The 21,554-nt window shown below is 30.2% G+C and carries 19 protein-coding genes; 2 read left to right on the plus strand and 17 right to left on the minus strand.

The annotated features are described in order from the left end of the window. From CLOCEL_RS18095 to CLOCEL_RS18135, 8 genes are all read right to left on the minus strand, one after another. Positions 1-1,047, minus strand: a complete 1,047-nt coding sequence (locus tag CLOCEL_RS18095) for a hypothetical protein (protein ID WP_010073638.1) — start codon at positions 1,045-1,047, stop codon at positions 1-3. A gap of 11 nt (positions 1,048-1,058) precedes the next feature. Beyond that, the gene (locus CLOCEL_RS18100; protein WP_010073639.1) at positions 1,059-3,572 is read right to left on the minus strand and encodes a lantibiotic dehydratase; all 2,514 of its coding nucleotides are present in this window, start codon (positions 3,570-3,572) and stop codon (positions 1,059-1,061) included. Next, positions 3,551-4,294 (minus strand): ABC transporter permease, encoded by a 744-nt coding sequence (locus CLOCEL_RS18105; RefSeq protein ID WP_010073640.1) that lies wholly within the window; start codon positions 4,292-4,294, stop codon positions 3,551-3,553. Before CLOCEL_RS18105 ends, CLOCEL_RS18100 begins: the two co-directional genes overlap by 22 nt. Next, positions 4,284-4,985, minus strand: coding sequence for an ABC transporter ATP-binding protein (locus tag CLOCEL_RS18110; RefSeq protein ID WP_010073641.1), 702 nt, complete (start codon positions 4,983-4,985; stop codon positions 4,284-4,286). Before CLOCEL_RS18110 ends, CLOCEL_RS18105 begins: the two co-directional genes overlap by 11 nt. Positions 4,986-5,134: 149 nt before the next feature. Further along, on the minus strand, positions 5,135-5,329 hold the full coding sequence (locus tag CLOCEL_RS18115) for a thiazolylpeptide-type bacteriocin (protein ID WP_010073642.1): 195 nt from the start codon (positions 5,327-5,329) through the stop codon (positions 5,135-5,137). A gap of 52 nt (positions 5,330-5,381) precedes the next feature. Beyond that, positions 5,382-5,576 carry a thiazolylpeptide-type bacteriocin gene (locus tag CLOCEL_RS18120; protein ID WP_010073643.1) on the minus strand — a complete coding sequence of 65 codons (195 nt, stop codon included), beginning with the start codon at positions 5,574-5,576 and terminating at the stop codon, positions 5,382-5,384. A 56-nt stretch (positions 5,577-5,632) separates the two neighbouring features. Further along, positions 5,633-5,827, minus strand: a complete 195-nt coding sequence (locus CLOCEL_RS18125; RefSeq protein ID WP_010073644.1) for a thiazolylpeptide-type bacteriocin — start codon at positions 5,825-5,827, stop codon at positions 5,633-5,635. 1,165 nt (positions 5,828-6,992) lie between these two features. Beyond that, positions 6,993-8,276 carry an alpha-galactosidase gene (locus tag CLOCEL_RS18135; RefSeq protein ID WP_010073646.1) on the minus strand — a complete coding sequence of 428 codons (1,284 nt, stop codon included), beginning with the start codon at positions 8,274-8,276 and terminating at the stop codon, positions 6,993-6,995. A gap of 103 nt (positions 8,277-8,379) precedes the next feature. Between CLOCEL_RS18135 and CLOCEL_RS18140 the strand changes: the two genes are divergently transcribed. Beyond that, the gene (locus CLOCEL_RS18140) at positions 8,380-9,243 is read left to right on the plus strand and encodes a helix-turn-helix domain-containing protein (protein WP_010073647.1); all 864 of its coding nucleotides are present in this window, start codon (positions 8,380-8,382) and stop codon (positions 9,241-9,243) included. A 168-nt stretch (positions 9,244-9,411) separates the two neighbouring features. Here the strand turns inward: CLOCEL_RS18140 and CLOCEL_RS23350 are convergent, their stop codons facing one another. The 7 genes from CLOCEL_RS23350 to CLOCEL_RS18175 form a co-directional block, all read right to left on the minus strand. Continuing rightward, complete coding sequence (locus CLOCEL_RS23350) at positions 9,412-10,668, minus strand: V-type ATP synthase subunit I domain-containing protein (protein WP_010073648.1); 1,257 nt, start codon at positions 10,666-10,668, stop codon at positions 9,412-9,414. Between the two features lie 151 nt (positions 10,669-10,819). Next, on the minus strand, positions 10,820-11,608 hold the full coding sequence (locus CLOCEL_RS23355; RefSeq protein ID WP_010073649.1) for a hypothetical protein: 789 nt from the start codon (positions 11,606-11,608) through the stop codon (positions 10,820-10,822). After that, positions 11,608-12,345, minus strand: coding sequence for a DUF6063 family protein (locus CLOCEL_RS18155; protein ID WP_010073650.1), 738 nt, complete (start codon positions 12,343-12,345; stop codon positions 11,608-11,610). Before CLOCEL_RS18155 ends, CLOCEL_RS23355 begins: the two co-directional genes overlap by 1 nt. After that, positions 12,332-13,864, minus strand: coding sequence for a hypothetical protein (locus CLOCEL_RS18160; RefSeq protein WP_010073651.1), 1,533 nt, complete (start codon positions 13,862-13,864; stop codon positions 12,332-12,334). Before CLOCEL_RS18160 ends, CLOCEL_RS18155 begins: the two co-directional genes overlap by 14 nt. Next, positions 13,861-14,886, minus strand: a complete 1,026-nt coding sequence (locus CLOCEL_RS18165; RefSeq protein WP_010073652.1) for a Wadjet anti-phage system protein JetD domain-containing protein — start codon at positions 14,884-14,886, stop codon at positions 13,861-13,863. Before CLOCEL_RS18165 ends, CLOCEL_RS18160 begins: the two co-directional genes overlap by 4 nt. Positions 14,887-15,025: 139 nt before the next feature. Further along, positions 15,026-15,571: a VanZ family protein gene (locus tag CLOCEL_RS18170; RefSeq protein WP_010073653.1), complete on the minus strand. Its 546-nt coding sequence runs from the start codon at positions 15,569-15,571 to the stop codon at positions 15,026-15,028. A gap of 393 nt (positions 15,572-15,964) precedes the next feature. Further along, positions 15,965-16,435, minus strand: coding sequence for a hypothetical protein (locus CLOCEL_RS18175; RefSeq protein WP_010073654.1), 471 nt, complete (start codon positions 16,433-16,435; stop codon positions 15,965-15,967). A 498-nt stretch (positions 16,436-16,933) separates the two neighbouring features. Here CLOCEL_RS18175 and CLOCEL_RS18180 point away from each other — a divergent pair, with 498 nt between their 5' ends. Then, entirely contained in the window at positions 16,934-18,085 is a 1,152-nt protein-coding gene (locus tag CLOCEL_RS18180; protein ID WP_010073655.1) for a methyl-accepting chemotaxis protein, read from the plus strand. A gap of 118 nt (positions 18,086-18,203) precedes the next feature. Here the strand turns inward: CLOCEL_RS18180 and CLOCEL_RS18185 are convergent, their stop codons facing one another. Both CLOCEL_RS18185 and CLOCEL_RS18190 read right to left on the minus strand, forming a co-directional pair. Then, complete coding sequence (locus CLOCEL_RS18185) at positions 18,204-19,328, minus strand: acyltransferase family protein (protein ID WP_242655178.1); 1,125 nt, start codon at positions 19,326-19,328, stop codon at positions 18,204-18,206. A 250-nt stretch (positions 19,329-19,578) separates the two neighbouring features. Continuing rightward, positions 19,579-21,432, minus strand: a complete 1,854-nt coding sequence (locus tag CLOCEL_RS18190; RefSeq protein WP_010073657.1) for a glycoside hydrolase family 44 protein — start codon at positions 21,430-21,432, stop codon at positions 19,579-19,581. Positions 21,433-21,554 lie beyond the last annotated feature (122 nt).

Here is a 21,554-nt window from a genome sequence, read left to right on the forward strand (position 1 = left end):
TTACTCCTTTTCCATAGTTGCAACTAACATATAGCTAGCTTCTACCCTTTTTCTAGACGACATGCCCATATTAGGTAGGATTAGGTATATAAAATTTACAAGCATTCTATAAGCTCTGAACTCATCAACTTTAAAGAAGTCTCTATTTTTTTCAGAGAATACTTTGTTATGGAAAGAACTCATCTTTCTAAATCTCCGATGCGCTAATTTAGTTTGTATAGCTTGTTTATACGAAACTTTACTTGGGAGTTTTTGAATTGGCAACAATTTATCATACATCTCCTCCATGTAATTGTTCCATCTAAGCACAATTTCAAGAAATGGATCTTTTTCAGCAGCTTCCTCAAGTAAAGTTTTATTTTGTATTACATTACACAATTGATCTAATACCTTTTCTCGTACTTGAAAGTTTTTTTCAAACATTATCTTGTACTTTTCGATATCTTTATTCTTATAATTCAAAAATCCTAAAAGATGCGATTTAAAAGAAAGATATCCTCTTCCAACACCGGTATTGTCTAATTGCTGAGAAACTACTAAAAACATACACATGAGCATAGGAACTTCAAGAGCTTTCCCTTTACTTCTGAGATATAAAAAAGTATCTTCCATTAAACGCTGAGTTGAAAAAAAGAACTCTGTATAAAGCTCTTTTTCTTCAATATAGGTATACTCGCCATACCTTTCAATAAACTCCATCTCATAAAATTCTATCGTAAAATTTTCCTTATTTTCTAATTCTCTAAGCCCATTAACTTTCCTTATATCTTCTTTTCTTTCATTATATAACTCATTACCTTTTCTCTCTTCAGGAGTCAATGCTAATACATACTCCTCGAAGACCTTATTAAAAGAACTATAAAAATACAAAAATTCAGTTCTATCAGCTTTAATATAAAGATTGATAACTGGCAATATTTCTATATTTCTCGAAAAATAATAATCTTTCTTAATTACTTCCCTACAAAAAGGAATAAGTTTTTCTGCAATAAAATCATTCTTTTTCTCTGACTCAATATTCAAATATATCTTCAAATTATGATACATTTTTTATCCCCTCATTCCTTCAAATTGAACTCAGTCAAGTATTCACAACTTTCAATATTTTCAGGTAAAATCTCACTGATCATAATAATTTTTGAGGTTCTCAAAGCATTTAAAAATACTTTTAAAAGTAATATGTTTTCTAAATCAAAATATTGCGGCTTATCAAATTCCACTGAAACACTTCTAACTGAATCATCCTCATAAGGTTTTTTACGAGTCTGAAAAAAGAATTTCAAAGGAATACCATGATTTTTGAAAAATTCTCTAAGTGTTAAAAAAGCTTCGATATTATCTAGATGTTCTATATGGTGAAGCATTGATGTATTAAATAGGAACTTTTGTCTTTCTAAGGCAATATCCCCTATAACTATTCTTGGACATTCAAAAATCTTTCCTTCTTTCAAATTTTTAAAGAATATACTAGCTAATTCTGAAACATGGCTTATATTAGAAAAAAGTGATGTATAAAAGGCTATAAAACCAGGATATAATACACGAATGAGGCTTGTACTAATAACAGGCTTATAAAGCTTTCCTAGATCATCTTCTAAAAATAATTTTCCCTCTTCTTCTTTGATAGTCATATCCTCAAACTTTCTCACTGTTTTGAAAGCATCATTCATATTTTCATCTCTGGTCAAATCTGAAGTTATTCTTGTATCAAACATAGGATTATACACATTAGCATTAAATCCAAATGTTTCGTATACTTCTGCCATATCATATTTTTCAGAAGAATAAAAATCCTGAAGAAGTGGTTTATATTTTTCTACAATATCTGTGTAACGTAAAAATCTATTATAAAAACTCATGTATCCTGGATATATTTTGTTTATGATCATTTTTTCATCTTGCATCTGATAAAATAGGCTATATGATACATCATTTTCTCTTAATTCATTTGGAATTCGACTTGTTAAACTAGCTATGAATCCCTCTTCAATCTCAACAACCTTTTTACCTTTCCCATCTTTGATTTTTTCAAATTGATTAAGCAAATAACTTTTCCATTCTTGCTTCATTTTATCTAATAGTTTACCTACTTCACTTACACTGTCGATTTCACCCCATGGGTCATACCAATATGAACTATAATGAACATTTGTATTTGCTATTATCTGAAAAATATGGTCATCACTAACTTTTACTTTAGTGTCATTATATGCTTTTTTAATTTCTTCTAAAGCATCTAATTGTATACGAGTATTAATATCAAATAAAGGATATAGTTCTAAAAGTTTATATAAATCTTCAGATAACTTTTCCCCATGAACTAAAAAACCTTCTTTTTTCACTAAGTAATCCTCGTATAGGTATTCATTCTCTTTGAATCTATCAATACCAGCTAACTCAGAAATTTTATAGAATCTATTAAGAATTTTTTGTCTAATATCATTTCTGTAATTGATATTTAGTTCCTGTATATCTTTATTAATCTCCTTCAATTGGAATATAACTTGATTCCATTTGCTATCAGAAGGAATTTCATATTTTCCAATTGACCATAAAAGACTACTTATAGAATCATAAACATCAGAAAAATATTCTTTAAACTTAATTAGTCCTATTCCGTAAAAATTCCTTAAAAGTTTCTCTATCGTCTCATCCTTAACAGGAAATATTCTCCTTAGTCTTTCAGCACTTACTTCACTTAAGTCTTTTTCCATTAAAAACCTTTGAAGATATTGATTCATTGCAATCTTTACTGAACGGTCTTTAGTATTAAAAACCTTTCGATTTTCTGAAATTTGAGTTATTATATATAAATCTTTATCTACAAAGTAATAATTCTTATTTATAGTAAACTTAGCTTGTCTAATTATATCCTCACTTAAAAGAAAAGCTTCAAAAATTCTAAATAAAAAAACATTATTAACTGAAATTTGATTCGTATCAATTTCATATTTTCTCTCTTCTCCATTACCTATAATGGAAACACGATTCATTCTACCAATAGGGCTAGTCTTTGTAGTTGCTTTTGTAGCAATACGCATTAAAACTAGTTCAAGTTTCCTTAACTTATTATTATCTGACTGAAAATCATTAAGATAACTATCAAGCTTTGGATAAATATCAGGGTTCACCACATAAAGTGATTCATAAATTTCTTTATTCTCTTTGAAAAGCTTCCTTAGTTCATATCTATTATTTAAATAATCTTTATTAAAAGATTCTTCAAAACACTGAAGCTTTTCATTTAAACTATCTATCTTTTCTTGAAACTCCGTAAGTTTCCCTTGAATTCTTTCATTTCCAGATACATAATCTTTAAAGGGATAATCTAGTCTTAAAGTTTTCAAACTTTTCAAAAGCTTTTTCTTTTCATTGTCCCTATGTATTAAATTCTCTGATATATCCTTAAATAACTCATTAGAATCACTAATGAGTTGTTCTTTGACCCTTTCAATTTCTTCATAAAGATTATTCTTATTTGTAACCTTCAAAAAATTTCCTAAAGGTTGCTTTTCTCTACAGATATTAAAAGGATGAATGTGAATTTTTTTTATTTTCTCTTTCTTTTCCATACATAAGCCACCACCATTAAGAATATTCCCATTAGTACTGAAAGGAATGCGACAGCAAGCCAAAATTCATTTTTAAATTGGCTATATAATGAACTATCCCATGCAATACGAAGCACTATGTTTATATGATATAAAGGATTAAAATTTGCAGCTTTTTTTAAGACTTCTGGCATCATAGCTAGTGGGAAAGATGCATCACTTAAAATAAACATTGGAAAGAATAACGACATCATTGCAATAGAGTATGTAGTTGCTTTATCAATGATAGCTCCAATTCCAAAGCCAAGAATTAGTGAATAAATAACCATTGCTATATATACTGGAATAAATAATCCTATGGTAGAAAAAGTAGCATCAAAAACAGTCTTTGCTAAAATTAATATAAGAATAAATCCAATTATAGCAACAAAAAAAGCCTTTAATATTACAACAAACATTATTCTAGAAAGTTTTACTGGCGTAGCAGCTAATCTTTTATAAATTCCTTTCTCTTTATCAGAGATAACTTGGTTTCCAATATTAAATACCGAAGATGAGAAAAGAACAATAACACATAGACCTGGAATGTATTGAGAAAAAAAGTCAACTCCATCATAGCTTTGATTTCCATACATAACCCCAAACATGATAAAACTCATTACAGGCATAAGTATGCTAAATACAAGATATAATGGTTGTCTTAAATAAGTACGTAATTCTACTTTAAGTTGTTCAAATAGCATTTTTTTTACCTCCAGATATTCGTAAATATACGTCGGATAAGGATTTTAAATTTTCCTTTTCTAGTAATTCTTTTGTGTCCCCGGCAAAAACTAAATTCCCATCATGCAAATATACGATTTTAGAACAATGTTCTTGAACTTCTTCCATATAGTGTGAAGATAAAAATAGAAGAGTATTATTGCATAGTTTATGTAACGCTTCCCAAAACTCTTTTCTAGCTAGTGGATCTAATCCTGTAGTTGGTTCATCTAAAAGCACAAGTTTAGGCTTATTTATGAACGCAAGTGCAAGATTTACTTTTTGCTTCATACCACCAGAAAGACTACTATAATATTTATTTTTATAGCTGCCCATATTTAAAACTTCTATAAGATAATCAATATCATATGTTTCTTTATAATAAGTTTTGAAAAGTCTCAAAAGTTCATAAACCTTGATGCTATCATAGAAAGCATTACTTTGTAAAATTACTCCTAACTTTTCCTTAAAATTTTCTGGATTTAAGCCTTCATCAAAAGTTATAGTTCCTGATGTATGTTTTTTTATTCCCATTAGAATCTCAAGGAGAGTTGATTTTCCACTACCATTATGTCCTATAAGACCTACAAATGCAGGAGCTGCTATTGAAAAGTTTATACCTTTTAATGCTTGTGTATCTCCATAATTCTTCACTAAATTTTCTACAATCATTTTAAACCTCGTTTTAAAATATATTTTTTATAAAAGATTGTTATATAATATTCCGGGACATCTCTTTAAAACAATTTGATTTTTGTTTTTTTTGAGGTGTCCCGAAATTACTCTATTAGTTAATAATAATCTTTAAATTCTAACAATAATTATGTAATATTGATAGTTCCAATGCTACAACATGAAGTAGATCCACAGCAAGAACAGCTGTTACATGAGCTAACTCCTGAAGATGCAGCTGTTTCTGAAAGAGTCATAGTTTCATCTAATTCGATGATATCTATTCCTTCAAAAGCGCTATCAACATTTAATTCTAATTCTTCAATTAGTAAATTGCTATTCATAATAATTCCCTCCTAAAATATTATTTATTTTATTAACCCTTTGATTAATTGATTAAGTGATTTTGATTGTTCCAATGCTACAACATGAAGTAGATCCACAGCAAGAACAGCTGTTGCATGAGCTAACTCCTGAAGATGCAGCTGTTTCTGAAAGAGTCATAGTTTCATCTAATTCGATAATATCTATTCCTTCAAAAGCACTATCAACATTTAATTCTAACTCTTCAATTAATAAGTTACTATTCATAACCTCGCCTCCTTCCCCACATACTCATATCAAAACTGCTTATTACGTAAAATTAATTATGTAATAGAAATTGTTTTGATACTGCAGCAAGAAGTAGATCCACAGCAAGAACAGCTGTTGCATGAACTAACTCCTGAAGATGCAGCTGTTTCTGAAAGAGTCATAGTTTCATCTAATTCGATGATGTCTATTCCTTCAAAAGCGCTGTCAACATTCATTTCTAATTCTTCAATTAATAAGTCAGCATTCATAGTCCATCCCCCTTCCTAAACTATAAATTAAATATATATAACTTATATATTTTATCTAAATTAATATTTTTTTACTAAAAAATATAGGAATATAGAAAAAAATATAAGATATATTCCACTAACAACACTTTTCATTTTTAATTTTTTTATTTTAGTGTCCTCACTCAAAAACATATTTAGCAACAACATTATAGATAACGTATACATTTGCAAGTGCTTAGACTGACACTTTAAATTTTTAATTTCTATCATTGTAGTAGCTAAAACAATAAAAATTTTACACTACTCACTTTCTAAAACATAATTGAATACTTAAAGAGTTAAAGAATGCCTTAAGAAACTTAATTTCATGCTAAAAACCTTAGTACTAGAAGCTTGTCCAATAAAACTTCTTTCTGCTAGCAATTTTCACATGATTTCATTTAGAAACCACAATACGGATAATAGAAAACCTCCATTATTTATAGTTTATGATGCACCTATAACACCTTACCTAACTACTTATAATTCAATAAATAGAATTTTCAATATTGAATATACTTATATGTAAAATCAATTATTTTTCATATATTATAAATTATAAAAATTTTTCCGTTTTTTAATTACATTAACTATTTGTTTAAATTTTTTTTAATATCTTATGATTATTCCTCTTGTTTCTACCTTAACTTATTATTTTATATGTGTCAATTTGTTTCATTTTACCATTTTCGACATATTACTTCACATAAATCTAAATACTTGTTTTTGGTATATTTTTGACTATTTTTAAATATTTTTAATATTGTTAATAATCTTACTCAAATGCCACATCAACCATTCGTGCAACGGTATTTTTTTGTAATTAATTCCACTATTAAACTCTTTCAATATTAATTAATTCCTTTACATATACCATGAAAAAATTTATAACTTACTATGAAAAAATTTGCACTTAAATCATTTAAATTTTATTAAACTCTACATAAAAAAAATTGATAAATATATATTTATTTTTTTTGAATTTTGGTCATTTTTTTTGTTGTTGAGGTCAATTATGAGAAATGTAATGAAGTTATAAACATCCTGATCTTTTTTCAATAAGGCTCGATTTAACTTAAATTTGCAAAGTAGCTGTAAATAATAAAAATCCTTGTAATTTCAAGGATTTTTATTTCATACGGTATTAATATTTATAAAGTTTTGCTCCATGTGCTGGTATCTTCACAGATAACTCTTCATTTTCACAAGTAAATGTTTCCTTTGTCCAAAGTTCCTTAAATTTCAAGCCTACAAAGGTTTCCTTATTCACAATAGTTGGTGAAACTTTAATCACTCTTTCCTCATCAGCAAGATTAAATACAGTTAGATACTTACAATCCCCTACCTTATGCTCACTATACCATACACAATGCACCGAATCTCGAACTAGCTGTCTAGCATTATGAGAAAAAGTCAGAAGGCTAAGTACTTCACTGTTAGTTAGCAATTTCTCAGTCCACTCATCAAGAAGTGTAAGTTCTCCTCCAATCATCAACGGTGAACGGAACACACACCAAAGAGTCATCATAGTAATCTGTTCATCTCTTGTTAAATGTGTCATATGCTCATCAGCAAAGCCTTTCCCTAACATACCAACTGGAAGCATATCACAATCTGGATAGCCACCTTTATCCACATGGTTCTGCCATAATTCACAGCGTTCAAACATATTAAGAACTAGCCTCCAATCATCCCAGAAATCATCTGTAATACGCCACATGTCAGCATACTTTTCATAGTGCCATGCTTCTTCAATACGTGCTGGTCCTGGTGATAGACTTAGTACCATCGGACGTCCACATTGCTGTATTGCTTTATGCAACATTTCGATTTCTTTTTTAGAAGAGGCTGCATCCATACGGCAGATATCATCACATTTAATAAAGTCAACACCCCACTCTGCATAAAGATTCATAATAGAATTATAATATTCCTGTGATCCTTCATCTTCTGGTATCACTCCATACATATCTGGATTCCAACTACAAATTGAGTATGGACTTGCAATTTCATTAGCTGTTTTATCTGTTCCTAAAATTTTTGTATGATTATGCGCAGCAATTCTTGGTATCCCACGCATAATATGAATTCCAAATTTCAAACCTAAAGAATGTACATAATCAGCAAGTGGCTTGAATCCCTGTCCATTAGCTGAAGATGGAAATCGTTCTGGGCATGGTAATAACCTTGAGTATTCATCCATTTCAACACGCCAGAAAGGTATATATTGATGTTTATCACGTTGAGTACCTGCATCATAAGAGTACCATTCTATATCAACGACAATATATTCCCATCCATACTCTTTTAAATTAGCAGCCATATAGTCTGCATTAGCTTTTATATTATCTTCGTTTACGGTTGTATCATAATAATCATAACTATTCCAGCCCATTGGCGGAGACGAAATTAAAAAATTTTTGTTCATAAGCTCATCCCTTCATGGTAAAATATTGATAGATTTTATTTTATTATACCAACGGCAAAAACGCTTATAAAGAGTAACGATATGATATTAGGAGGGTAATTATTTGATTAATAATGCTATTCAATCATTTGGTTTTCTTGATTTCGACAGACTATTAGATTCACCTCTTTATCTATACGACTTTGGAATTGAACTAAGACAAGATGAATTTTACGATTTTCATAACGAAAAACGTGGTGCATATCCTGGATTTTTACTCCAGTGCACCCTTGAAGGCTGTGGTACTTTCGAAGCAGATGACAAAACTATAATGCTTACACCAGGCAAAGCATTTTTCATAACATTTCCGGACTCTAGCAGATACTACCTACCAACAAAAGGCAGTTGGAAGTTTTTTTATATCCACTTTGATGGAGAATTGGCAAGTCACTTTTTTAATCGAATACAAAAAATCGCTGGTAAGACATTTTCAATTCATAGTTCAAGCCAATCAATCTGCTGCTTTTTAGAAGAATACCAGAACATTAAACAAGGTAGAAAATATGAACGCTATGACAGTGGCATATTCCTCTATCAATTTCTAAGCACTTTACAACGGGAAATAGAATTGCCTTTACAAAATAAAAAAAACGCATTTGTTGAAGATGCAGAAATATGGATTCAGAGAAACTACAAACACCAAGTGAATTTGTCTGTAATGTGTCAGAACCTCGGTGTCAGTTTTCCTCATTTGACAAGACAGTTCCACGCACAAAAAGGAATTACACCTATGCAATACCTAACACAGCTCCGTCTCGAGCAATCCCTTTTACTTCTTTTAAACACCACTATGAATATCAATGAGATTGCTACAGAATGTGGCTTTGCTAACGGAAACTATTTTGCTAAGGTATTTCGTAAAGCAATGGCAATATCACCATCAGAGTACCGTGAAAGATATACAGGGAAGATATCTAGTAATGAATAAAATGGTAGCTACTTTTTTAGTAACTACCATTTGCTAATATGTGTTCCTTCCCCAAGAACTTCAAATCTAATTAATATCTTTCTAAACAAGAATTATAAAATAATTAAAAAAATCTTATCTGCATCTTTATTATCGTAAAAGTCAATTATTAAGTTATTAAAGTCTAATCTATTTTAGTTCCTCAAAATCAAAGAGACCCATCTGCTTTAGTTGTCCAAGTCTTAGGAGCGTTTGAGGATCACTATCTCTAAAGAAAGCTTTTCTTATTTCCCTTTCCTTAGTCATAATTTGACTGCTACCATTGTTAGCATGTCTTAATCTACAGCTATATACTATAGGGAAATAGGTTCGTATGAATTTTCCCTCTGCATGAGCAGTTAATGCAAGGATTTGAAAACCTAATTGTTCAGCGATAAAAAATACTGGGTCAAGCACATGGTCACTAGAAGCTTTTCCAAAAGGATTATCTACTATAACAGTCCTGTAACGCTTATGGTATGGTTGAATTTGTGCTCGTTTTTCTGCTAAGTAATTTAATATACCAAGGAACAAGGTCATGTTTTTGCTCCACTTTTCTCCTCCAGACCAAGCGTTTGATTCTTCCCAAGAGAAAGGCTTACTGCTCATTTTTCTGTCATTAGTTACTTTACGACATTTTACCTTAATATTATTTTGCTTCATAACAATCTGCAACAGTTGCTTTGATTGAAGCCACTTATCTATGGATTTTTTCACTTCACTTTCAAGTTCAACGCCATTTTCATCCTTGAATTTATCTCCGTCAAGTTGCTTTAGCATCCAATCAATATGTTTTGCTAATTCCTCTTTACCATCCTTTTCATCCCACTCTGGTATGCTGAATATAAAAACTTCCTTCCAATCTTCTTCTATTTTTATTTTTGTCTTCTTTGGAAGCTGTTTTAATTCCTGTACTATAGTAACTAAGTATGAATGAAGGTGATTAATAAATTGCTGAACTTCCTTATCATGCTCACGGATATCATTTTCTGCTATCTCTATAGTTCGAGTAATTCTTTCTTGCATTTTGTTCTGCCACTCTACTATATCTGCAAAAACCTTCTTATACTCTACTCCATTAACAGCCATTTCCTTTAACTTAACATCAAGGATTTCTGTGTTACAAAAACTAATAAACATTTGCTTTTGCCTGTCAACTCTGAGTTTTCTATCTTCTACACTCTTTGTAAGTCTAGCTATATCAGAAATTATTTCAGTTACTACTTCTAATCTTTTATATGGGAACTTGTGCTTTAGCTCCTCTAAAAGTTCCAAGTCTTTAATCTCTGCCAACAGATATTTATACTCATAGCTATTATTTTTCAAGGTCAATAAGCTTTGCTCTATATCTTTTCTCTCTTTCTCTAAAGCCTTCCATTGATCTTCTAAATATTTTTCCTTTTTCAAAAGATCCTGTTGTTCCTCTTTTAATACAGATGGTACCTGTTCTATAGGAATATCAAAGTTAACTACATGGTCATATCTTGCGTAAAAATCTTTTTCTTTAACTCCATAGGTAGTCTTGCTTTCAATCCATGCTTCCTTTGCAAGGTTAAGATTATGAATTTATCTGATTTTCAACCTTTCTGCTTTCCTCTATCCTAGCCTTTAACTGCTTATATTTTTTGAAATGATCCCTTTGTTTTTCAAAAGTGTCTGCAAATTCTTTTGTTCCTTCTCCAGCTAAAGCTTCCTCAACAGTAGGTATAAGAAGATTATCAACAAGTTGTCCCGTTGTTTTACAAGCATCGAAGAAAGCTTCTACACCACCTTCAGCACCATTAATAATAGCTATCTTTCTCCACTCTGAAGGAATGATTTTAAAATTCTTTTCAATATACTCATGATAATCTTTAATGGTAGTAAAAGCATGAGCATTAATTCTATTTTGACTCATAGTGGAATAATATTCCCATATTTCTTCTTTTGTTGCCGGTCTCTTTTTATCATTTATACTTTCCTTTACAAAAGGAATCTTATCTATTGAATTATCGTCGCCTTCATCATATTCATAGGCATACTTATAGGAATCTACAGAGCCTTTATTCATAAATAAAGTTACTGCTGTTAACCCATAACGTCTTGGCCTTTCACTTAATATCCACTCTATAGCTATATGAGCAGCACTATTTTCAAGAATCAACGTATTCTTGATTTTACGATCTGCCACTTCTGCATGAGGCAATATTGCTTGAATTGCTGTTTGTACATAAACGGTTTTTCCACCGCCATTTTCAAGCAAAATAGCTCCATTGTGACCATCAAACTGAAAAGTGTCATCGTTATAACGCTTCTCACCATTTTCATAAATAACATTGGTAAAACGGATTTTTGAAATAGCTGGCATTATTCTTCTCCCTTCTTATGATCAAGACTATACATAAAATCAAGAATTCCTCTGTTATAGTCATATTCCATATAGTATCTTTGAATTATGTTCTTAGATTTTTCTGTTAACTCAAGCTCTTCATTACCGATATCCTTTACTAGTTCCTGAGCCTCTAAAAATTGCTTTACAGTATTTAAAAAACTTTTTCTACTTATAGTTCTAGCATCTTGAGACTTTGCGGTTTCTTTAATTTCATCCATATCCACCCACTTTTCTATAATGGCAGACCAATTATAATCAAACTCACGATCTAATTCCTTTAATCTTTCATCATCATGGTCGCTTAATACTGTAATCCTCTCATTTAAACTTGATAGCCATTCATTTATAGTTAAGAAATCCCTAGTAGCTTCCATGGTCTGATAGCTGTCATAAAATTCTCCGAATAAAACGATTATAGAAACATACATCAAATATAAATCCAAATTCACTGCTTTTGCAGGCAAATATTTTTTCCTAATAGTTTCATTTGAAACATGAAAAATAGAATTCCTTGATACTGGAATCAAATATATATAATCTCCTGACGCGAAAATAGTACAATCCACTTCACGGGCAAACTGATCCACCAATCCCCTTATCATTTCATCAGAAATATAAAGCCTTAAATCTTCTTTCGATCCATAGCCTTGCATTGAAAGAATAGAATAAAGTTTAAAGGCTTGCATCACTTGTTCATTATTATATAGAATCATCTTTACCCTCCAATCTTAATAACATATTTTTTATAGTAAATCTCTCTGTAACCTCAAGAACTTCCTGAACTTCTTCTATAGATAAAATACTTCCTTTCTTCATTAAAAGAGTAAACGCTTCTCCAAATAAAAGTTCTTCACTTTTTTCTAATGTAGCTATATCAATAGGAGACTTTTGATGAAGTATTATCCAGAAATCATAGAAAATACGATAATCTAATATTTTCTCATGGTTATTTTCCTTCATATATTCAATAACTTCAGCAAGAGTAACTTCATTAATATTAGGCGTTTCTTGAGCTTTATCACTAATAGTCTTAATTGCAAGGTCTGCTATCACCTTAAAGTTCCCACTTTGCTTTTTAAGTTCTAATTTCGCTTCCTCATCCTCTGCTAGAGATAAAAATTCCTGAGTTCTGTCCACTTTATCTTTGTTTTCAAGTCTCTGCATGGCAAATACCGATAAAGGTGACCAAGTTTCATATTTTTCTAAATACATAAAAGGTTCAATTAATCGTCTGGTAGCGTTTAAAGGAAGTGGAGATGAAAATACTCTGCTAGTAATTTCTTGATCAAAGTTAAAAGAATCGATACCTACATAATATAAGGCATCCTGAGCAGCTTGAAGTGCTGTAGTTTTTAGAATAATACTTTCTTTAAGAAGAAGTCTATGCTCATAATGAACTTGTCCCAATTCTCTATCAATTTCAATAATAAGGTCATAAGCCTTTCTATCCTTATCGTTAGTAATTTCATTGCCCACTTTTTCTCTTGTATCCTTTACAAATGCTTGTAATTCATCAAATTCATCATTTTCACGATTAAGCCTCATGTTTATATCTTCAATAATATTTTTATACCTTTCATAGGTTTCAGTGGATACAATATTCCTGTTAACCTCATGTTTTATTCTTACAATTCTATCTTGAAGATTCTTTACATCAAGGCCCATCTCATTAATCTGCCTTAATGCTCCTACGAATTCACCCTTCTCTAATTGTTTTCTTAAAACAAGTTGATTTATCGATAACTGAAATTCATTGAAATACTCTTTTGTAGCAAAAATCAACTCTAGTCCTTGATCATCAAGGGTATAGTATTGAGTATTATTAGTTAAATCAGCCTTGTCTGCCTTTAAAATTGAATACTGAACACTGTCCTCTTTTCTCGTTTCCCAATTAAAAAACACCTTGGAATTTCTTTTTCCTGTTGCCGGTCTAAAGGTTTCTATAATCGTCCTTGCAACCTTTTCAAAGTCATCCTTATTTAAATCTACTTCTCCGTCAGTTATCTCCTGCAAAAAAGCAGCTAACTCCTTTACTCCGGTCTTTTTATTTCTCATAAGCATATTTTCAAAGAAAAACAATAAAGCTAGTAAGCCTAAGCTAAAATAATCAATGGGATTATTGCTATTATCCTTTGAATTTTTATTTTGCAATTTATATAAAGGATCAAATAAAGCTAGTCTTTGAATTCTTTCACGATAATTTTCCGTTACATTACTTATAATTAAGCTCACCTTGTACTCCTCCATATACTCTTAAGTTCATCCTTATTTAAAGCCTCTTGCGGTATATATCTTTCGCTTCCCAAACATCCTAAAATTGTATTTTTATCCTTCTCACTGAAAAAACTAAGAAAGTTTTTTATCGCATTATCATTTCTAAGTTGATTTTCTTTTCCTAGCTCACAAGATTTTTTTAATAACTCTACATAAAAATCTATAGCCAAAGAAGCTTGTATTTTTTCATTGAGAGAATTCCATATAGATATACCCTCATTATCCAAATCACCAAAATAAACTAACTTATGATTGCCCTTCAAATTTAGCTGTAATTCTAACATTCTATAATTAGAAACTATCTTCCACCCGGAACCAAAAATAAGAGAAGTAAATTCAGTTTCCTCTAATCCCTCCATCAACGCCATGAAGGTAGCCTTGTTCTCTACAATAAGATGATAATATGATAATGACTTATCATCGTTAATTTCAATAATCCTCTTAGGATTAATAGCTAACATCAAAGGATCTGAATTATTAACGATATTAAGTTTTTCCCATAAACCGATCCTCTCTAAAAGCGTCTTTCCACCTTTCTCATCAATCCATTTTTCATCACCAACTATATGAAAAGATCTTTCTTGAGAGGTGGCATCATCTTCTGGGAAACCCTTCTTAACTATATAATCATTTATTTTCTCAATAAACGGTACGTCCTTTTTCCAAGTTTCCTCGCTTAACTTAAAATACTTCTGCAAATCTATAGCTCCATCAACCTTTAAGATGTAGCTTTGAATTTCATTAATATAATCCTTTTTAACTTCATACTTTTTTATCTTAAATTTATAGGCGAGAGGAATTTCCTTACCGTTATTATTCTTAGGACTTATTTCTTCAAGAATATTATCAGCTATAAGCTTTCTTATATTCTGTGCAAAGATAATGTACTCCATATCTCCCGGTGCAAGTTTTTCAAGTTCCCCTAAGATTATCCTTGATTTTTTATAGTTCTTTAGATATTCGACTATTGTGTTATACATGGTATCCATCCTTAGACTTTATTACTTAAATTATAACATAATATGCTTTGACAATTCCTAAACAAAATCGTTGCTACCTTTTAAATAAAACTATAAAAAAAACTTACGTCCTCAAAAACGTAAGTATATACTTTCAGAATTATTTAGAACTTTTACGAGTTACCCATTTAAACTTTGTAATAACACAATATCCTAAAAGTGTCCCTAAAGAATTCATTATCAAATCATCTATTTCTGACATTCTTCCAGCAAACATCTGTAAAGTTTCAATTGTCATCGAAAATAGTAAACCTGTCATTAAAGCTTTTTTCCAATTCCATTTTTCACTTCTTATTGCTATCGGCAGTAGAAATCCAAATGGCACAAAAAGCAATAAATTCAAAACTACCATCTTCAGCGATGCATTATCAAAGGGCAGAGAAAATTCAAAAAAGCGTAATCCGTCTATAAACCAGTATATATTAAAAGTCATACCTATAACTCCGGTTATTTTCAGAATAGCTACTATATACAATACAAAAATAAACTCAACAATAATTCTATTATATTCTATCTTTTTCCTTTTCTTGCTTACTAACAAAGTGCCTAATATTACTGCATAAACTAAAATTGCTATTGGTATTCCACGAATAAGATCTATTATTCCTATAATCATATACATTCTAATATTTCCACCAAAGTGCATCTTAACTCCCCACCCATTCCTTTTCAAATGCTTAGTATAATACTTCAATTAGTTTTTGACCTTTGTTTTTATTATACTTGAATTTACTTATAATACATATTATCACAAATAACCATATAGATATTTAAGCTTTCACTATTATTAACGCTAAATTAACACATCCGAATACTATTGCTATAACACTCTAATAATTCCATAAAATTAATAATCGCAATCTACTTTCATTTAGAATACATAAAAGGCATATATAAAGTTGCTTTCTTCAACCCTATATATGCCTCTATTAATCTGTATTTAAGTTTCCATAAAGGATCTTAATAATTCATGTTGATTTCTCAATATAGATATAAAATTTTGATAGAGTTTCAATGTTAAAATTTATTTTCTTTACTGTTACTTTCTAATTTTCACCGTTATATTATCCAATCCATTCTGACAAAACTCGTCCTCATATTTTTCTTCTATCTCAACTTGTCTATGTAGCAACCTTCTAAATTGTTCTTCGCTTAATTCACCACTATCGTCATTTTTAACCCAACCAGTATTGGTTTCCAATATAGCATCTCGCTTTGATAATCTCATCTGAAGCTCTTCCCAGAAAATATAGTCATTATATACTTCTAGATATTCTTCTACCACAGAATCTTCAAATTCTCTGGTAGGTATATATTCTTCTAGTAAATTTTCATATTGAATTAAATCTTCAAAGCCAAAATCTTTTGCAAAAGAATATATGTATTGCTCCAAATCCTCGTATTCTTTGATCTGCTTATCAGCATTTCTTATACCATTAATCATCATATTTCCAACATAAATTACGTCAATTAGCTTTCTATATTGGTTTTTCGTAATGTTTATTTTCAAGTAAATCCCTCCGATTATTTTTCTAACAGCTTATTAAAAGTTTTTCAATAGTATTATTTTCTGATATTAGGAATACTATTATATCCTTTGAAATTTTATTATCCAATTTTTCTACATTAGTTAACCTCCTTCTTACCAATACCTATTAATACATACCTCTTTTAGATATGTTTCACATACTTCTATTTATAAATTCTCATTTATCACTAACCTATTAATCACTTATTAATAAGCATAATCTTTTGAAACTATTGACAAATATGAGAATATAATTTAAATTTACATTAAAGTTTATTTTATAATTAAACTGGGTTTAATGTAAATAAATCACACTGAACATGTGATAGTTCTAAAAATTACCCACTAAGAAAACCTAATAAACAATTATAGAATTAATAGATAAATCTTAACGACAACTATATTGTAAATTATTTATATACATTACTACCAATAAATATTTAAATAGATATCTATGATGTAAACGAGAGGATTGATAAAATGATTAATATTAAATATGCTGATGCCATAAAAACCTTTGCCCAAATTGAAAGTGAAGTAATACCAGGCGGCATCATATTTCTATTTGTTGAAGGTCTTACAATAAAATGGAAAGTAGCTTCAAAGAATTTTGATATGGATCGCTTTAAAGCCGGTACAGATTTGCCAGAAACCTCTGTTGCTGCAAGAGCCATAAGAGAAGGTAATACCCTTACTGAAAAGGTTCCAAGAGAAAAATACGGAAGAAGATTAGTCGTAACTTCCATACCATTTGTTGATGATTCTAATACTCCTGTTGGTGCAATGTCCATATTAATGCCAAGGCTACATCCAGTTGCTGCTGGGTTCCCAAACTTCGCTCCTATAGTTGCAGAATTATTTCCTGAAGGCGCATTTATATATATGACTGACTTAACAAAGGTAGCTTATATTCAATCTTCAAAAAAATTCACATTGCCTAATATGTATGTAGGTTATGAATTAAAAGCTACAGACATTGCTTATCAAACCATACATAATAAAAAAGAACAAACAAAAGAAATAAGTGAAGAAGTTTATGGTGTTCCAGTATATGTTGCAAACTATCCCCTTTATGATGAAGATACAGGTAAAAATATTGTAGCCACTATTGGAGTCGTTACGCCCAAAAGTGCTGCTACTAAATTAAAGAATATGGCTAATAACTTAGCTAGTTGTCTAACAGGCATATCTGCAACAACAGAAGAATTAGCTGCAAGTTCATCAAAAATACATGAAAATGAACAAAATTTATATTCACATATAGAATCTATCATAGCAACCTTAGATAAAATAAATGGTGTTTCAGAATTTATTACTTCTGTCGCTAATCAATCAAACATGCTTGGGCTTAATGCTGCAATTGAAGCAGCTCGAGCTGGTGAAAATGGACGTGGTTTCTCAGTAGTAGCAGAAGAAATTAGAAAATTATCAAGTCAATCAAAAGAAACTGTTCCTCAAATCAAAATACTAACTGATGAAATCAAACAAAAAATATCCGAAGTTAACAAAGAAAGTCGCCAATCTCTAACTTCTAGTGAAGAACAAGCCGCTGCAACTGAAGAAGTTTCTGCAAGTATAGAAGAATTATCTGCAATGACAGATGAATTGAACAATCTAGCTAAAGATCTATAGGAATGCATAAATTTTATGGAACTTATATATAATTTTTATCCCTTATAAACAAGATATTTTAAAAACAAAAACTACCTATTGCTACTTTTATAATAAGTAATAGGTAGTTTTAAAATTTCTATTTTTCAGTTTCCTCTAAGGAAATAACTTGTATTCTATTAATTAATACAGAAATAATATTGAATAATTTATTAAAAAGAACTGCTACTAGAACTACTAACGCAATATAAATATAAGTACTGTAGCTTTCACTTAACCTAACAAAGTTAAAATAAATTATAAAAACCTTCATATGTACTAAGTACATTTCATAAGATATAATCCCAAGTAACCGTAAGGGTTCTGATTTTATCTTTACCTTCATTAAAAATATTAATGTAACAAATATAAAGCATACTGATGAAGCTGTAGCGAAAAACACTTGATAACTTGATTGAACTAGATTTCCTAAATGAAAAGTTGCAACAAAGGAAATTATACTTAAAACTGCAATAGCAAAATATCTTTCCTTCATAAACTTATAGAGTTTGTCATAATATAATCCCATGTATACTCCTATTGGGAAACAAAAGGAAGTATTATATATCCATCCTCCTAAACCTACCTTATGACAAGCTATGAAATAAAAAAATGCGAATATAAGTATAGAATGAGCTGCAAAATTTTTAGGCAAAATGCTAAAGGCAAAATAATATACTCCATAAAATAAAATGATAGTCTGGATAAACCACAAAGTACTATCTATTAATTTAATACCTAAAGCATATATAAGTATCTGAAATATATTATAACTCCCCTGAGAAAAGCTAGCTAATAATATAGTTACTACATTTATTATCACAAATGGAATATAAACTTTACTTAAACGTTTTGAAAAAAAGCCTTGCAAATAGTTTCTTTTCTTAACTATTGAAACTGCTAGTCCATATCCAGAGAATAAAAAGAATATTGTAACTGCTAGATAACCAAACATCATATATGGTTTCATATATGCAGGTTTTTCCATGATCAATGATATATGATGAATCATTACCACTAGAATTGCCAACCCTTTCATGCAATCAGTAGTCGTTCTTGATAAAAATTCTTCGTTATACTTTTTATTTTTAAATACTTTCCCTTTGTAAAATAATAATATCGGTAAAAATAAAAATCCTAATAAATACAAGAATATATTATTTGTAAAAATTAATCTCCCAAAATTCTCCACTACAAACACCACTCTCATCTTCATTTTTTCCATTATAAAATAGAAACTTACATCGTGTCAATTTATGTATATTATTAATATTTATTCCAATACGCTTGTAAGCTTTTTTTCTAATACTATTCAATTATTTATCTGTAGCACAAAAATAGCTATACATCTTAAAAAGAAGGTATAGCTATTTAAATCTATCACATATAAAACTTGTCTCTATCTATTATACTATCCATACCCTCAATAGTATACTATTGATAAACTTTTGAATACAGTTATTATCAGATCTATTCTATTTACTTGGTGTACTCGGTAATTTATCGATTATCCCAAGCAAATATTGTTTCATAATAGCAAAATCAATAGCATTTACTTTACCATCAAGATTAAGATCTAGAACTACCTCATATTTACCATCTGAATTTAATAAATATTTCTTAAAAAGACCATAATCTAAAGCATTTACTTTTGCATCCTTATTATAATCACCATACATTATTGTACTTGAATTAGTATCAAGAACTATATGCGCTACTGATAAGGCAGGTAATGTATATGAAAATACATTTCCACTAATACTTTCAATTGGAGCTTTTTCAGTAATGTTTGCGCTTGTTTGATCAAAAGTCCATACCTTTCCTGACTTATAATTTTTAGTACTAGATAAATTAACATTTATTGTTTCAGGATTATCATAATTCTTGTTTATCATAATAATGTGTAACTTAGAATCATCATTTTTATCAACTGAAGCATATACAGAACTATTTTCAACGTCTGATGTTTCAGCTTTTACCTTTGTATCACCATACTTTGATCCTTTTCCATCATAGTTTCTATATATGTTAAAGCCTGATGCTGTATATGTTCCGCCACCCCAAACTGATCCAAAATAAACTCCATACTTTCCGAAAACGCCTAAAACATCTGCTTCAGCAATACCACCAGTTATATGGTTATCTCCACCATATGAATATTCAGTAAATGAAAGCTTTGTTCCTGGATTATATTTTTGTATTGAGTTTTGAACTTTAGGAATTAAAGGTAGTTTATCCTTACACCATTGTCCTATCCAACTATCTTCTGTATATGTAGGATCCCATAATGTTCTTGGTGCCTGTAATCGTGCTTTATTACAATCAATATTAGTACAATTAGTATCATCATTAAAACATATTCTTTTTCCGCCACCGGAAGCTTCAGGATACCAGTGCAAATCTAAATCATCGATAAGCCTTTTTCCCTCTGCATCAGAAGCCTTCTTCATACTATCAAGATAATAATCTAAGAACCAGTTATAACTACCTTTAACAGAATCCCAATCTTTAGCACTTTGGAAATTATTATATTCAGCAAAACCATAAGCTACAAGTCCATAGGTCTCTGCATACGGATCTACACTTTTAACTGCCTTTGCAAGATTAATATTTTTATCAACAATCTCTGCACAAGTTGGTTGCTGTGGATGAATTCTTGGATGAGTACCAGGCCAAAGTGCAGGCTCATTGTCTAAAGAATATCCTTTAATACCAGTGGCCGTAGAAGCATTTCCATATTTGTTTACAAGAAAATTCACATATTCATCCATGTAAACATAGTTATCTGTTGTATCAGGTGTAAGAGAAAATGGTGCATTCTTTTTAAACTTTACTTCTTTCCATCTTGCTGATGGAGCAGCTTCTGATTCTGCTACTGTACCATTTCCATCTGCTACAACATAGCCTGCAGCTTGCAAACTTACGATAGAATATGACTCACCAGCAGATAAGTTTTTGTCGTGAAAATCCGTTGCTACTACTCCTGGTTCACTCCATCTAGCTTCTGGTATATTACCATTTGATAATAAATAAGTATCACTTGATTGCTTCCAATCACTCCCTGCACTTGAGAAATTATTTTCCCAATTATAACCGGTAAATCTATTACCACCTAATCTCTTTGCACTCAGATTAGCATTATTAAATTCCCAGTTTCCTCCGTAAATATAAGGACTAATCGCTGCCCTTTCTGCCGTGGTATCAATATTTACGTTTATTGATCCTGTAGTACCAGCTAAAACAACAGCATTAGGAAGCATTGAAGCTATAACCATTGTTGAACCAACAGTAAATATCCCCTTTTTTCTAATCTTTTTTTCATTCCTCATTATAATTTATCCTCCCCTCTATTTTAATGTAACTATATACGTTTTTTCCAAAAAATCATTTTATTACTTTCTCTAATTTAGTATATATCTGTTACATTATTAACATTTTACTTAAATTACAT

The organism is Clostridium cellulovorans 743B (assembly GCF_000145275.1).
Lineage (GTDB): Bacteria > Bacillota > Clostridia > Clostridiales > Clostridiaceae > Clostridium_K > Clostridium_K cellulovorans.

Bases quoted from the DNA above. Each gene is read 5' to 3' on its own strand.
- CLOCEL_RS18180 (WP_010073655.1), top strand. From the start codon at position 16,934: ATGATTAATATTAAATATGCTGATGCCATAAAAACCTTTGCCCAAATT.
- CLOCEL_RS18105 (WP_010073640.1), bottom strand. From the start codon at position 4,294: ATGCTATTTGAACAACTTAAAGTAGAATTACGTACTTATTTAAGACAA.
- CLOCEL_RS18185 (WP_242655178.1), bottom strand. From the start codon at position 19,328: ATGGAAAAAATGAAGATGAGAGTGGTGTTTGTAGTGGAGAATTTTGGG.
- CLOCEL_RS18165 (WP_010073652.1), bottom strand. From the start codon at position 14,886: ATGTATAACACAATAGTCGAATATCTAAAGAACTATAAAAAATCAAGG.
- CLOCEL_RS18110 (WP_010073641.1), bottom strand. From the start codon at position 4,985: ATGATTGTAGAAAATTTAGTGAAGAATTATGGAGATACACAAGCATTA.
- CLOCEL_RS23355 (WP_010073649.1), bottom strand. From the start codon at position 11,608: ATGCCAGCTATTTCAAAAATCCGTTTTACCAATGTTATTTATGAAAAT.
- CLOCEL_RS18120 (WP_010073643.1), bottom strand. From the start codon at position 5,576: ATGAATAGTAACTTATTAATTGAAGAGTTAGAATTAAATGTTGATAGT.
- CLOCEL_RS18125 (WP_010073644.1), bottom strand. From the start codon at position 5,827: ATGAATGCTGACTTATTAATTGAAGAATTAGAAATGAATGTTGACAGC.
- CLOCEL_RS18170 (WP_010073653.1), bottom strand. From the start codon at position 15,571: ATGCACTTTGGTGGAAATATTAGAATGTATATGATTATAGGAATAATA.
- CLOCEL_RS18135 (WP_010073646.1), bottom strand. From the start codon at position 8,276: ATGAACAAAAATTTTTTAATTTCGTCTCCGCCAATGGGCTGGAATAGT.
- CLOCEL_RS18155 (WP_010073650.1), bottom strand. From the start codon at position 12,345: ATGATTCTATATAATAATGAACAAGTGATGCAAGCCTTTAAACTTTAT.
- CLOCEL_RS18095 (WP_010073638.1), bottom strand. From the start codon at position 1,047: ATGTATCATAATTTGAAGATATATTTGAATATTGAGTCAGAGAAAAAG.
- CLOCEL_RS18115 (WP_010073642.1), bottom strand. From the start codon at position 5,329: ATGAATAGCAATTTACTAATTGAAGAATTAGAATTAAATGTTGATAGC.
- CLOCEL_RS18100 (WP_010073639.1), bottom strand. From the start codon at position 3,572: ATGGAAAAGAAAGAGAAAATAAAAAAAATTCACATTCATCCTTTTAAT.
- CLOCEL_RS18190 (WP_010073657.1), bottom strand. From the start codon at position 21,432: ATGAGGAATGAAAAAAAGATTAGAAAAAAGGGGATATTTACTGTTGGT.